At 57.6% G+C, this 13,364-nt stretch carries 13 protein-coding genes and 1 pseudogene; 10 read left to right on the forward strand and 4 right to left on the reverse strand.

Annotated features, from left to right (window positions below; all coding sequences use genetic code 11):
- The first annotated feature begins 63 nt into the window (after positions 1 to 63).
- On the forward strand, positions 64 to 1,155 hold the full coding sequence (locus tag CKW20_RS27815; RefSeq protein WP_095055743.1) for an HlyD family secretion protein: 1,092 nt from the start codon (positions 64 to 66) through the stop codon (positions 1,153 to 1,155).
- The gene (locus CKW20_RS27820) at positions 1,152 to 2,747 is read left to right on the forward strand and encodes a DHA2 family efflux MFS transporter permease subunit (protein WP_095055744.1); all 1,596 of its coding nucleotides are present in this window, start codon (positions 1,152 to 1,154) and stop codon (positions 2,745 to 2,747) included. The genes CKW20_RS27815 and CKW20_RS27820 overlap by 4 nt, the downstream gene beginning before the upstream one ends.
- 192 nt (positions 2,748 to 2,939) lie before the next feature.
- On the opposite strand, the gene CKW20_RS27825 is transcribed toward CKW20_RS27820, so the two are convergent.
- Complete coding sequence (locus CKW20_RS27825) at positions 2,940 to 3,749, reverse strand: NYN domain-containing protein (protein ID WP_095055745.1); 810 nt, start codon at positions 3,747 to 3,749, stop codon at positions 2,940 to 2,942.
- 331 nt (positions 3,750 to 4,080) lie between these two features.
- On the opposite strand from CKW20_RS27825, the gene CKW20_RS27830 reads away from it, so the two are divergent.
- The 4 genes and pseudogenes from CKW20_RS27830 to CKW20_RS27845 all read left to right on the forward strand — a co-directional run bounded on the left by CKW20_RS27830 (position 4,081) and on the right by CKW20_RS27845 (position 6,378).
- Entirely contained in the window at positions 4,081 to 4,635 is a 555-nt protein-coding gene (locus CKW20_RS27830) for a YdeI/OmpD-associated family protein (RefSeq protein WP_095055746.1), read from the forward strand.
- Positions 4,636 to 4,788: 153 nt separating this feature from the next.
- Positions 4,789 to 4,929: pseudogene (locus CKW20_RS27835) on the forward strand (transposase domain-containing protein); the annotation flags it as partial.
- Positions 4,930 to 5,042: 113 nt separating this feature from the next.
- Positions 5,043 to 5,498 (forward strand): hypothetical protein, encoded by a 456-nt coding sequence (locus CKW20_RS27840; protein ID WP_095055747.1) that lies wholly within the window; start codon positions 5,043 to 5,045, stop codon positions 5,496 to 5,498.
- Positions 5,485 to 6,378, forward strand: a complete 894-nt coding sequence (locus CKW20_RS27845; RefSeq protein ID WP_095055748.1) for a tyrosinase family protein — start codon at positions 5,485 to 5,487, stop codon at positions 6,376 to 6,378. The genes CKW20_RS27840 and CKW20_RS27845 overlap by 14 nt, the downstream gene beginning before the upstream one ends.
- Positions 6,379 to 6,384: 6 nt before the next feature.
- Here CKW20_RS27845 and CKW20_RS27850 read toward each other — a convergent pair whose 3' ends face one another.
- Positions 6,385 to 7,278, reverse strand: a complete 894-nt coding sequence (locus CKW20_RS27850; protein ID WP_095055749.1) for a LysR substrate-binding domain-containing protein — start codon at positions 7,276 to 7,278, stop codon at positions 6,385 to 6,387.
- Between the two features lie 108 nt (positions 7,279 to 7,386).
- On the opposite strand from CKW20_RS27850, the gene CKW20_RS27855 reads away from it, so the two are divergent.
- On the forward strand, positions 7,387 to 7,761 hold the full coding sequence (locus tag CKW20_RS27855; protein WP_095055750.1) for a tautomerase family protein: 375 nt from the start codon (positions 7,387 to 7,389) through the stop codon (positions 7,759 to 7,761).
- 47 nt (positions 7,762 to 7,808) lie between these two features.
- On the opposite strand, the gene CKW20_RS27860 is transcribed toward CKW20_RS27855, so the two are convergent.
- A complete protein-coding gene (locus CKW20_RS27860; protein WP_095055751.1) occupies positions 7,809 to 8,771 on the reverse strand; it encodes an AraC family transcriptional regulator ligand-binding domain-containing protein in 963 nt (320 codons plus the stop codon).
- A gap of 67 nt (positions 8,772 to 8,838) precedes the next feature.
- On the opposite strand from CKW20_RS27860, the gene CKW20_RS27865 reads away from it, so the two are divergent.
- Complete coding sequence (locus tag CKW20_RS27865) at positions 8,839 to 9,693, forward strand: sterol desaturase family protein (protein ID WP_095055752.1); 855 nt, start codon at positions 8,839 to 8,841, stop codon at positions 9,691 to 9,693.
- Between the two features lie 311 nt (positions 9,694 to 10,004).
- Here the strand turns inward: CKW20_RS27865 and katG are convergent, their stop codons facing one another.
- Positions 10,005 to 12,293, reverse strand: a complete 2,289-nt coding sequence (gene katG / locus CKW20_RS27870) for a catalase/peroxidase HPI (protein ID WP_095055753.1) — start codon at positions 12,291 to 12,293, stop codon at positions 10,005 to 10,007.
- 518 nt (positions 12,294 to 12,811) lie between these two features.
- Between katG and CKW20_RS27875 the strand changes: the two genes are divergently transcribed.
- On the forward strand, positions 12,812 to 13,183 hold the full coding sequence (locus CKW20_RS27875; protein ID WP_095055754.1) for a hypothetical protein: 372 nt from the start codon (positions 12,812 to 12,814) through the stop codon (positions 13,181 to 13,183).
- 3 nt (positions 13,184 to 13,186) lie between these two features.
- Positions 13,187 to 13,363: a DUF1289 domain-containing protein gene (locus tag CKW20_RS27880; RefSeq protein WP_038982653.1), complete on the forward strand. Its 177-nt coding sequence runs from the start codon at positions 13,187 to 13,189 to the stop codon at positions 13,361 to 13,363.
- Position 13,364: the final 1 nt, after the last annotated feature.

Raw genomic sequence — 13,364 nt, forward strand, 5'->3', positions numbered from 1 at the left:
GCGGCAGGTCACTGCCGTCCTGTGGCTGCTACAGGTCCTTGGCATTGAACAGGAAACAAAAACATGAACTCGCTTCAGGACAAGGCCGCCACCGGCGCAAGCGTCGAGATCCCTGTCGTGGTGGCGCGGCAAAGCAAGAGAAAGGTGATCGGCATTCTGCTGTGCATCGGCGCCGTGGCGGTCTTGGCTGGCGGATGGGGCATGGCATTTTCGAGCGGTGCGACCTCCACCGATAACGCTTATGTGCGCGGCGACCTCACCTCGCTCGCCGCCAAAGTTGCCGGCTATGTCACGGCGGTAGAGGTCGAGGACAACCAGACCGTCCGGGCGGGTGACGTCCTGTTCCGGATTGACGATCGGGACTATCGCGCACGGCTTGCTCAAGCAGTGGCCAATGTCAGCGCTGCCCAGGCCCGCCTGACCCATGTCGATGCCGAAACCCAGCTTCAGCGTAGCCTGATTCGACAGGCCGAAGCCCAGCGACGCTCGGCCGGCGCCGAGATGAATCTGGCGACCAAGACCCATGATCGCAGCCGCAAACTTATCGTCAGCAACGCGGTCAGCCAGGCCCTTGTCGATGAAACCGGCACGGCACGCTCCAGAGCCGAGGCGACGGTATCGGCCGCTTCGGCAACGGTCGAGGCTCAACAGCAACGCATTGCCGTCCTTGTGGCCCAGCGAGAAGCCGCGGTTGCTGCTGTGGCGCAGGCACAGGCCGCGCGCGATTTGGCCCAGATCGATCTCGACAGCACCGTGGTACACGCACCTGTTGATGGCGTTGTCGGTAATCGTCAGGTCCGCGTCGGCCGGTTCGTTACGCCGGGTGGGGCCTTGCTCGATATCGTGCCGGTCAATGATGTGTGGGTCGAGGCGAATTTCAAGGAGACCCAGCTCGAACATATCCGGCCCGGTCAGCGCGTGCGCATTACGGTCGACGGCTACCCGAACGAGGCGCTTGAAGGCGTGGTCGACAGCTTTGCGCCGGGTAGTGGGTCGGCCTTCAGCTTGCTTCCCGCAGACAATGCCACAGGAAACTTTGTGCGTGTCGTGCAGCGGGTTCCGGTAAAGATCCGGCTTGCCCATAACCCGTTGCCGGGCCGCATCGTCCCTGGTCTGTCCGCGCGTGTCGAGGTTGCACAAGGGGGCGGCTCATGAACACGGTTGCCAGCGCCAGGCGGCGCAACGCCAGCGCTACGACCGGTGTCCTGCTCATTGCAGGCATCGTGCTTGCCACGCTGACGGAAGCGATTGCCAGCACCGTTCTGTCGCTCGGACGCAGCGACCTCATCGGCGACACCTATGCAACGCCTGATGAGTTTGCCTGGCTGGATATCGGCTACATCGCGCTCAAGCTGATCGGGTTCATGACCGCGCCTTGGCTGATGAACCGTTTCGTTGCGCGTCATGTGATCATCGGCTCAACCCTGGTCATGGGCTTGGCGTGCGGCATTGCCGCCATCACCGCTCGGCTGGATCTGTTGGTCGCACTTCGGGTTATTCAAGGCTTCGCTGGCGGCACCCTGCTGGTCGGGGGCCAGGCGATGATATTTCGCGCTTATCCGCGGTCCCGTCAGCCAATCCTCCAGGCCCTGTTTGCCATGGGCTCCGTTGTCGCGCCAGCGACGCTCGCCCCGGCGCTTCAAGGGTGGTTGATCGATAGCCAGTCCTGGGCATGGATCTTCTTCAGCGTTGTCCCGCTTGCCTTGGCGGCTAGCGGACTTTTGCTGATCGCAGATGGCCCACTGCCCGCCAAGGTCCGGCACCGGCCGTTTGACTGGATCGGCTTCTCGCTGATCTCCATCACCCTGTGCTGTTTCACCTACGTTCTCAGCCAGGGCAGCCGATGGGACTGGTTCGAGGAGCCTCGCATCCTGTGGCTAACCGTGATCGGCGCAGCCGCTCTGCTGGCATTTCTCGGTCAACAGGTGTTGGCCAAAGGGCAGGGGCTGCTTGATTTCACCCTGTTCAAATCGAGCGATTTTTCCTTCGCTTTTATCGTCAGTTTTGTCGCCGGCGCGGCCTTGTTCGGCAGCGCGTTCCTGATTCCGGCGTTTGCCCTGTCGGTCCTCAGTTTCACGCCTACCGATGCCGGCCAGCTCCTGTTGCCCAGTGGCGTTTTTTTTGTCGGCGCGCTCCTCATATCTGCCTGGCTCATGCAGGCCCACCGCGTTGCGCCGTTCGCCACCGTGCCTTTTGGAATCCTGATGATCATGGTGGCGATGTGGATGCTGTCCGGTTCGACCAGCGAAAGCGGCGCGGACAACATGATGGCCGCCATCCTGTTGCGCGGCCTGGGGCTTGGCTTCCTGTTTCTATCGATCACGCTGATCGCTTTCAGCCACCTCAACAGCCGAAACCTCGCTAGCGGAATAGGCCTTTTCAATACGGGTCGCCAGCTAGGTGGCCTTATTGGAGTCGCAGGGCTCCAGACACTGATCGACCATAACGTCGTCACCAATGCCGTGGTCCTCGGCGCCAACGTCACCCCAGGCGGCGCCGCGGTCATCGAACGGATGACGACCACGACAGCCATGCTGAGCGCGAAAGGAATGGATGCAGCGGCCGCTGGCCGGGCAGCGACGAGCCTTCTGGGCCGGTTAGTGACAAGTCAGTCCATGGTGATTGCCTTCGACACAGCGTTCATCGCAGTGGCCCTGCTTTTTGTCATCGCTGCCCCCATTCTGGTCGGCATCAAGATCGGATTCTCGCGATACGAGAAAGTGCGCGCTTCGCGAGCAGTAGCGTGAGACAGCCCCGGCTTGAGCTTTCGACTACTCCTACGGTCACCAGCTACCGAAGGGAACTCCGTACTTTTCAATGTAGTGCTTGGATGCTTCAGACTGCGGTCGGCTATTGCTCATGAATTACATTGATCGCCCCTGCCAACTGTTTGGCAACCGGTTGAATCCACAGCCAAGAGCGGTCGTTGGTGACGGGGGCTACGAGCTCGGCTGTCGGTGCCGGGCATAGAGTATTGAACCACCCACTCCCGACGTTCCTCTAGTTTGCAGTTCAAACGTATCCGGATACCCCTTGATCAACTCACTGAGCTTTTTATAACCATGGGTGCGAGGGTCGAACTCAGGTCTCAATTTGCTGATGTTGGTGCCCAGCGCACCCAAGTGAGCCCAGCCGTCCTCGTCGGCAATGTCATCCAAGATTTTTGCGATGAAACTTACTGGTGCCTTGGGTAGCTTTTTTACTTCGGGCGTACTGGCGACTTTGACGGCCTCGATTTCGGCGGGTGGCTCAGGTTCGGGTCGACCATGTCCATTGCTTGCAGCAACAAGCACTTCACCGCGCAGCAATTCGGTATAGATGAACTTGTCGCAGGCCGACACGAACGGTCTCGGGGTTTTTTCTTCACCAAACCCGTAGACCGTCAAACCCTCTTCTCGTAACCGCGAAGCGAGGCGGGTGAAGTCACTGTCGCTCGAAACCAGGCAGAAACCGTCGAAGCGTCGGGTGTACAGCAAGTCCATTGCGTCGATGATCAAGGCACTGTCTGTTGCGTTCTTACCTTTGGTGTACGCGAACTGTTGGATAGGTTGAATCGAATGGTCGAGTAGCACCTTTTTCCATCCACCCAACTGAGGGCCAGTCCAGTCGCCATAGATCCGCTTGACGTTGGCGATACCGTACTTGGCGATTTCTTCGAATAAACCTTCAACAATTGCTGCGGGGGCATTGTCGGCGTCGATTAACACTGCCAAGTGTTTTTGCGTGGGGGTGGGTGCGTGGATGGCCATGGGTCGTCCTTGAGTTGAGGACTTCAACATACCGTTAAATCACGGATGAACAAAGGGATCACCGCTTCGCGCTAGAGAGCGTGTTTTGCCAACGGCTACGGGTTTGCGGTGATGTGCAAAGCGGAACGATTAGCCAATGACTTTTAATCGACCGATAGCAGCCGCTGGACAGACTAGTGGCAAATAGTTAGCGTCCACCTTCTGCACTGAATCTTTACCGCAGCTGAGCTTGGCGTCATCCATGTCTCGTTTCTCCCTGGGCTATGTCGCGTTTAAACGCGACAGTGATGTCGCCAAATAGTAGTTAGGCGTATTAGTTGGAGGAGTTGCAATGACAACAATCGATGTGAAATCCCGATTCGAAGCAAAGCTTCTTCGTCCGGCAAAGCCTGGCAATGATACGTCGTGGGCGTTCGTAGTACTGCCAAGAGACGCGAGTGAACAGCTTCCGAGGCGAGGAAGGACGACAGTTGAAGGCACAATCAATGGGCACCATTTCCAGGCAACCCTTGAGCCGGATGGTCAGCTGAGCCATTGGCTGCAGGTAAGTAGAGAGTTACACGAAGCCGCAGGCGCGGCCGTTGGGGATATCGTTACAGTAGAGCTAACCCCTGTGAAGAAGGAACCCGAGCCTGACATCCCACCAGATTTTCAGGAGGCACTGGCAGCCACTCCTGAGGCTCGTAAAGTTTGGAACAATACGACGACCATCGCACGAGTAGACTGGATACACTGGATTACTTCAGCCAAGCAACTTAAGACGCGCGCAAAACGAATTGGTGATGCCTGCGATATGCTTGCATCCGGCAAGAAGCAGGTTTGCTGTTTCGACCAGTCTGGCTACTACAGTAAGGCCTTCCGTGCGCCCGAGGCAGAAAATTTTTAAATGGAACATTCCGTTGAATACGCCTAACAAGGCGCTCAACACCGCTCGCTTCGCTCACTGGACTCGCAAAAGCTACGCTTTTGCGAGTCCAGTGAGCTTAATCGTTAGGGTGCACTCAATGGTCGCGAGATGGGAATGCGTCTGTAAAAGTGAATCATGAGCCTGATCCAATCAGCAAAGCTCAATGGGCATGATCCGTATGCTTACTTAAAGGGCATCCTCACGCGCCTGCCGACACAACGGGCGAGTGAGATTACCGACATGCTGCCGTATCGCTGGGTGCTCGTAGGGTGAATCCACAGCGAGTCCGCCCGGCGGATGAGTTCAACGGCATGCCTACCCGCTACCAACTACACTTCCTCCAGCCAGTCCGGGCAATCGTCCGGGGGCACACTCCAGGAGGAATCATGACACGGAAGAATGTCTCCAGCCCCGAACCAACGGGTACAAAACCCAACGTGCTATTGAGCCCGCCTGACATAGGTGCTCTCGCAGAGATATCCATCACCGATCCTGACAAAACGCACCCTGCGTGGATCAAGGCGCAGTTCCCTGAGTACGTGGACCCGCACGCAGGACATGAGGCCAGGACTGTTCGCGAGATTAACCACAAAGGACACGTTGTCCGGATCGTGACCACCTACCAGGTGGAGGTCGATGGGACCCCGGTCCAGGCGCATCTGTTTGTGGACGATGCGGGCCAGGTCCATACGCACGCAACCCCATTCGTCACTTACGGATCGGCTCTCGATTTGATGACCGCGGTGATCGATGCCTATCCGGAATCCTTCGCCAAGGGCGATGGCGATGGGGGAGAGCACCCCGACCACCATGCCCACGGAGCACATCATGATCAGGTCTAATGCGGTCAATGATCTCCCGGCGCTTAAGAAATACGTTGAAGGGGTAAAGCGGCTCAAGGACCCCGCGCAGAATCCCTGGCCCGGACAGGCGAATCTCTCGATTTATGACTCCTTCGTGGCCTGGCACCACCGGGCCATGATGATTTCAACGCCTGCCGGGCAGATGGCGAGGAACGCTGCGCATGGCGGGCCATCATTCTTGCCATGGCATCGCTACTTCCTCGTGAGGTTGGAAACGTTACTTCGCAAGGCGATAAGCGACCCCAACTTTCGAATCCCGTACTGGGACTGGAACACTGACGCGGAACTGCAGGACCCGAGGGCTTCACTCATCTGGTCGGATGAGTACCTCGGACAGTTCGTAAGTGGGAAGTGGCGGGTGCGATTGACGGGTAATGGCCGCACCATGGAACTAGACAGGGTAAACCGCCCCTTGGTGCGCTATCTGGGAAGAGGTGGGTCGCTGCCCAGCCGAGCCAATGTGCGCAAGGTCATCCATGAAAACCCGGTGTATGACAAAGCGCCCTACAACGCGGCGCAATCCACCGGTGGTGCGCGCAACAGCATCGAGGGATGGGCGGGCGAAGAACGCATTCATAACAACGTCCATGTGTGGGTCGGTGGTGACATGGGGTTGTCGTCCTCGCCGAACGACCCAGTGTTCTTTCTACATCATTGCAATGTCGACCGGCTCTGGGCGGCATGGCAAGCGAAGCATCCCGCCGCAGCCTACGTACCGGCGGGAAATGCCCCGGATTCGCTCAAGTTCCATCGGATTGATGATCCGATGTACAGCCCCTTCCCGGAAAAGGTCACACCCCGGGATGTGCTGAATTACAGCCAGTATTACAAGTACGACACCTTGGGTGACTTGCTTTAGGCAGCGTCAAACGGTGGCGCCTCCAGTGAGAGTGAACACCTGCTCTTGCAGACTGGTTTGTATCAACGCAGCCAATTGTCGGGTGGCAGGCGCCAGGTGTTCTGCTCCACGATAAAGCACGTAACCGAGGGTCGGCAGCGTGGGTAGACCGGCAATGACGGCGAGATGTCCAGGCAGTCCAATGCGGGTTCGCAGCGTGAGGCCCAAACCGGCAGCAATGGCTGCCCAGATTCCACCAACGCTGGGGCTGGTCAGCGCGATTCGCCAGGGAATCCGCGCCTCATCCAGTGCCTGGGTTGCCGCGCTGCGCAACACGCAAGGGGCGTCGAACAGGATCAATGGCAGGGGCGAATCTACAGAGCAGTTGAGCGATGGCGTGTCGCGAAGTCCGATCCAGTGCATCTGCGTTTCACCCAGGCGCGTGGCATAAGGGGACTTGTGCCCTGTGTCCCAAGTCAGGGCCAGGTCCAGGCCACCGCTGTCGATCAACCTAAGCAGTTCGGTATTACGCGCGATCCTGACTTCGAGGCTCACCCTCGGGTACATCTTGACGTAGCGTCGCAGAATGTCGCTGAGAAAGTGCTCACCAAAGTCTTCCTGAAGCCCCAGACGTACCGTTGCGGCGGTCTGGCTTTCGTGCAGGGTCTGGAAAATGCTGTCGTTCAGTTCAAGCAGTCGGCGGGCATGGCTGAGCAAGGATTCACCCACCGGCGTCAACACCAGCCCTCGACCGGATTTGGACAGCACTGGCGTGCCTATCTGTTCCTCAAGCTTCTTGAGTTGTGCACTCACGGCAGACGTCGAGCGATTGAGCCGATCCGCCGCTTTGGCAAAGCTGTTGAACTCCACACCGGTCACGAAAGTACGCAGCACATCAAGATCGAAGGTCGGACGGCGCATCGAATCATCCACTCATTCAGGACTATGGTCGCCATTAAATCTGATATTCGGAATTATCGCGACTTGGTAGTTTTCTCCTGTCAGTGGGTTTTTCAGGAGTAGACCGTTATGCCATTTGCACGTATTTCATTGCACCGGGGAAAGTCGGCCGAGTATTTACAGGCCCTCTCACAGGGGCTGCACGACGCGTTAGTAGAAAGCTTCGAAGTGCCGATGGCTGACCGGTTCCAGGTCATTCACCAACATGAAGTGGGCGAACTGGTATTTGATCCCGGCTACCTGGGCGGTCCGCGCAGCCATGACTTTGTGCTGATCGCGATTACTGCCGGCCGTCTTCGAGACATCGAAACGAAACAGCGTTTCTATCGCAACCTGGTCGAGAGACTGAGTCGAGCGCCAGGTATCGACTCTGAGGACGTCATGGTGGTGATTACCACTACCGCGGCAGATGAATGGTCGTTTGGTGGCGGGCGGGGTAACTAGTTTTAGGCATGCAATAAAGAAGCTCTGGGCATTCGGTTCTATATTCCTTATTTCCTGTCACGCCATCGACTTCGCGCATGAAGATAAGCAGTCAAATCGCTGTAGCCCAATTGGGCTGCAATCTCCGTTAACGACTCGCCTTGCAATTCAAGATGCAGTTCCAGTTCTGCACGAATCTGATCGAGTAATTGTCTGAAGGTCGTGCCTTGCTCTTCCAGGCGTCTGCGTAATGTCCTGGGCGTCTGGTGCAGCGCCTTTGCCAGATCGTCCAGATTTGGCGTTTCACCCCTCACCAGAGATCGTCGCGCACCTTCGGCAACCTTGGCTGACCAACCGCTGAAGTTGCGATGCGCGGCGATCCGTCGATCCATTTCCTGAGTCAATAACTCCAACATCCCGTGATGACGGGTCTGCATCGGCAGACTCAAGCTTTGAGCACGGAAATAGAAGCAGTTAACCGGGCAGTCAAACTCGATACGGTCTCCAAACCACTGGCTGTATTGCTTGTAATACGACGGACGCGAATGCATGAATTTTGCCAGAATCGGCTGCACATCCTGCCCGGTTCCACGTCGCAATTGCGCGATGGACATCACGCCGTAGTGTTCGATGACATACCGCGCCAACTCTCCTGGCGCATCAACGCACAGTTCGATCCCCACGCCGTTTTCGTCATTCACCAACCTCACATTGTCGGTGTCCGATGCAAGCGGTGCGTACCGGGCCCAAAGGTGCATCGCCGACAAAACGTCGGGGCTGTACAGGCAAAGATAAGCCAGGACGTGCCAGTCCTGCGGCGTGAACAGTGCGAACAGTTTCAACCCGATTGCCGGATCAATGCGCGCCGCCTCGCGCCAAAGCTGATCCAGTTCGATCAGGCTGTAATCCGCGCTTTTTCGGGAAACCTGGCTATCAAGGAAGCGCTCCAGCACTTGGCCCAGCCTGCCTCGATGAAAGCGCTGGGGCGGGCGATTGGCCGGTTCTCGCTCAATTCTGTCCATTTCGCGCATTGGGAGGGCTGACTCCTGGGTTTCTAATGACAAGGCATTGCCCGCAAGGGCCTAAATCGAGAGTGCCATGAATATAACAATGCTCGCCAATAACCCTGCTTTGATAGTGGCCGGGATTTTCCTTGCCTTCATTTTGCTTGAGCTTGCCTGTTCCTCGTTTCGTCAGTCGTCAAGCGGTAAACGTGACGTACTCATTGAAATCGTCGGTTCCGGCATATTGGTGGCGATTACATTTCCTTTAGTCATGTGGCTAAGTGGCCAGATACTGAATCAGGCTGTACCGGACATGAAGGGCGCGCTGGCCGAAATTCCGTGGATGGCAGGATTTGTATTGTTTTTACTGCTGGATGACATGACCCAATATTGGTGGCATCGCCTGACTCATCGGGTTCCCGCACTTTATGCGTTGCACCGTGCACATCATTCCGCACCCTATATGAGTGTACGCATCGTCTATCGCAACAACAGTTTCTACTATCTTTTGATGCCCGGTATCTGGCTATCAGGCATGCTGATTTATCTTGGGCTTGCACACGTTTATTACGTTTATTTGATTGTGAAAATGACCGTGATCTTCGCTGCACATAGCAGCATTGCGTGGGACGACAAACTGTATCGAATCCCCGCGTTACGCCCGATTGTCTGGGTGTTGGAGCGAACCTTCTCCACACCCTCCACTCACTCTGCGCATCACGGTTTGACTGCCGAGGACGGTGTTACATATTACAAAGGCAATTTCGGCAACCTGTTATTTCTTTGGGATGTACTGTTCGGAACAGCAAAAATTACCCGTCGGCGTCCGCCGGCCTACGGAATCGAACGCTTGTCACCGATAAGCTGGAAAGAAGAATTGTTCTGGCCCATCGTGCGTTCCCGCCGTTCCGCACCCAAGGTAAACGCTAACCAGAAGGTGGCGCGATGAGTCGTCGGATTGTTCGGGGTTCGGCGTCGTGCTGATCCGTTTTTTTTTGGGCTATCTGCATCTGTAATGCACCACGCCTGCGGCTCAGAATGACAGCACGGTCAGCAGCTGCGGTAGCCACTGCACCGCAATCTCATAACGTAGGAGGCCCCATGGGCAAGATGGCATTTTTCCTGGGTGGATTTCTGGTGTTGACCCTTTTGATTGGTGCGCTCGCCACGATTTCTCCTGTTTAATCTTCCTGCGATCAGCAAAAAGCACAACGCCTCCACACAGGGAGGCGTTGCGGGTTTTCAGCAATGCTGCTCACCTCATCTCAAATCAAACCGATCCAGATTCATCACCTTGTCCCAAGCCGCAACGAAGTCTTTCACAAACTTCTCCTTCGCATCGTCGCAGGCATAGACCTCAGCCAATGCCCTCAACTGCGCATTCGAGCCAAACACCAGATCAACACGTGTACCCGTCCATTTAAGGTCGCCAGTTTTCCGATCGCGTCCTTCAAACTCTTCATTGGCCTCCGACACCGGTTTCCATTCCACGCTCATATCGAGCAGGTTTTTGAAGAAGTCGTTGGTCAACGCTTCTGGCTGTTTGGTGAAGACGCCGTGTTGGGTTTGTCCGACGTTGGTATTGAGCACGCGCATACCACCCATGAGCGCGGTCATTTCTGGCGCGGTGAGTGTCAGCAGTTGCGCCTTGTCGATCAGTAAGGCCTCGGCCGGTACGCTGTAGCGGGATTTGAGGTAGTTACGGAAGCCATCGGCGGCGGGTTCGAGGAAGCCGAAGGATTCAACGTCCGTTTGTTCTTGCGAGGCGTCCATCCGTCCCGGCGTGAAAGGCACCGTGACGGTTTGGCCGGCGTTTTTTGCCGCCTGTTCGACGCCGGCACAACCGGCGAGCACGATCAGGTCTGCCAGCGAGATTTTCTTGCCGCCGCTGTTGAACTCGTTCTGGATGCTCTCGAGTTTCGCCAGCACGTTCGCCAGTTGCTCGGGTTGGTTGGCCTGCCAGGATTTCTGCGGGGCCAGGCGCAGGCGTCCGCCGTTGGCACCGCCGCGTTTGTCGGAGCCGCGGAAGGTGGAGGCCGCCGCCCAAGCAGTTGATACAAGCTGCGAGACAGTCAGGCCCGAGGCGAGGAGTTTGCCCTTGAGTGCGGCGACGTCGCTGTCGTTGACCAAGGCATGGTCGACCTCCGGAATCGGGTCTTGCCACAGGAGTTCTTCGTTGGGCATTTCCGGGCCGAGGTAGCGGGAGAGGGGGCCCATGTCGCGGTGGAGGAGCTTGAACCAGGCTCGGGCGAATGCGTCGGCCAACTGGTCCGGGTTCGCCAGGAAGCGTCGCGAAATCGGCTCATAGATCGGGTCGAATCGCAGGGACAGGTCCGTGGTCAGCATGGTCGGGTTACGCCGTTTCGACGGGTCATGAGCATCCGGAATGATGCCCGCGCCAGCACCGCCTTTCGCCGTCCACTGGTTGGCACCCGCCGGGCTCTTGGTCAGTTCCCACTCGAAGCCGAACAGGTTTTCCAGGTAGTTGTTGCTCCATTTGGTGGGCGTGGTGGTCCAGGTCACTTCCAGGCCGCTGGTGATGGTGTCGCCGCCCTTGCCGCTGCCGAAGGTGCTCTTCCAGCCCAGGCCTTGAGCTTCGAGGCCAGCGGCTTCGGGCTCGGCGCCGACGTTGTCGGCAGGGCCGGCACCGTGGGTCTTGCCGAAGGCGTGGCCACCGGCGATCAGTGCCACAGTTTCTTCGTCATTCATCGCCATGCGCCCGAAGGTTTCGCGGATGTCCACCGCAGCGGCGAGCGGGTCCGGGTTGCCTTCCGGGCCTTCCGGGTTGACGTAGATCAGGCCCATTTGCACCGCGGCGAGCGGGTTTTCCAGGTTGCGTCCTCCGTCGGTACGGCTGTCCTCATTTTCCCCCGGCTCAGCAACGAGTGGGCCTTCGCCGGGTTCTTGCATGGGTTCCTTTTTGTCTTTTTCGTAGCGGGTATCGCCGCCCAGCCACTTATTTTCCGAGCCCCAGTAGACGGCCTCATCCGGTTCCCAAACATCTGGCCGACCGCCGGAAAAGCCGAAGGTCTTGAAACCCATGGATTCCAGCGCGACGTTACCGGTGAGCACGATCAGGTCGGCCCAGGAGATGTTGCGACCATACTTTTGCTTGATCGGCCAAAGCAGCCGGCGCGCCTTGTCGAGGCTGACGTTGTCCGGCCAACTGTTGAGCGGCGCAAAGCGCTGCTGACCGGAACCGGCACCGCCACGACCGTCACCGGTGCGGTAAGTGCCGGCGCTGTGCCAGGCCATGCGAATAAACAGCGGCCCATAGTGACCGAAGTCCGCCGGCCACCAGTCTTGCGAATCGGTCATCAGCGCATGCAGGTCTTGCTTGAGCGCCGGAAAGTCCAGGCTTTTGAACGCTTCGGCGTAGTTGTAGCCCTCGTCCGTGGGGTCGGACAGCCGCGAATTCTGGTGCAGGATCTTCAGGTTCAGTTGGTTCGGCCACCAATCGCGGTTCGTCGTACCACCGCCCGCGGCGGCGTGATTGAACGGGCATTTCGATTCATTTGCCATGTGTGCGCTACCTTTGGTCGTATTCATCCGGCTATCCGGCCCGGGGTGGGCGCGCAATAGCGACGAGCGAAATCAATGACATAGGCTGCAGCCGTTCGATCAACCGATCGTCGTGGTCACACGGGAAATCTGGAGAGCAGCAATCGAGTTGCCAATACGGTGGCCCACGGCAAGCCTAGTACGCTTCTGACTCATTCGTATCTTTTATCAAGTCTCAACCGGCCGGCTGACGCCAGCGCTCCAATAAGGTTAGACGCCTATAAAGCAGTCAGCTAATAGGTGGAGTATTGGGGGGTGATAGGCATTTTCTTTTATCTGGTCCTTCGCAATATTCACCATCGGCGTTTCCTGGGCCGGGATTTGCGGTGGGTGTTTGGGCCTCTTCGCGGGCAAGCCTCGCTCCTACAGGTTCTGTGGCGTTTGTAGATTCTGTAGGAGCGAGGCTTGCCCGCGAAGACGGCAGCACAGACGCAGCAACTCTCGGATCAGCCCGGTATCGTATGATGAGCCCTTTCCATCGACGCCCACCCAAGGACCCTTACCCGATGTCTTTAAGCAAACGCGATCAGGCCCACATCGAACGTCGCCTGGTCGCCACCCTGACCGAGGCGTGTGAAACCGCTAAAGCGGAAATAGTCGGGTTCTGCTGGCTGACCCACGAAATCGACTACGACGTCTTTCCTTCCAGCCTGCGGGTGATCTGGGTCTTCGATACGCAGGCCAACAAGGATCAGGCGCTGGCGAGCGGGCAGGGCGAGCGCATGGTCGAACTGACGGCCATGGCGTTAAGTGAAGCGGACGTTCTCGTCAGCCCGGTAGCGGCCCATGTGCAGTTTGATTCTGAAGAACAATGTCAGCGCGCCAAAGCCGGCAACTGGCAGCAACGCCTGGCGCCCAAGCGCTCGACGCGGGGTTGAAACGTGGCCAAGGATATCGAAAATCCGTGTGTTTCCATTTGCCAGCTGAGTGGCGAGCTGTGTGTCAGTTGTGGCCGCACCAAGGACGACATCAGAAAATGGAAACGCATGAAGCGTCCGGAAAAAATGGCGGCGGTACAGCGGGCGAGTTTGCGGTTGAAGGGGCTGCAGAAAAAATGAA

The organism is Pseudomonas sp. Irchel s3b2 (assembly GCF_900187445.1).
Classification (GTDB): Bacteria; Pseudomonadota; Gammaproteobacteria; order Pseudomonadales; family Pseudomonadaceae; genus Aquipseudomonas.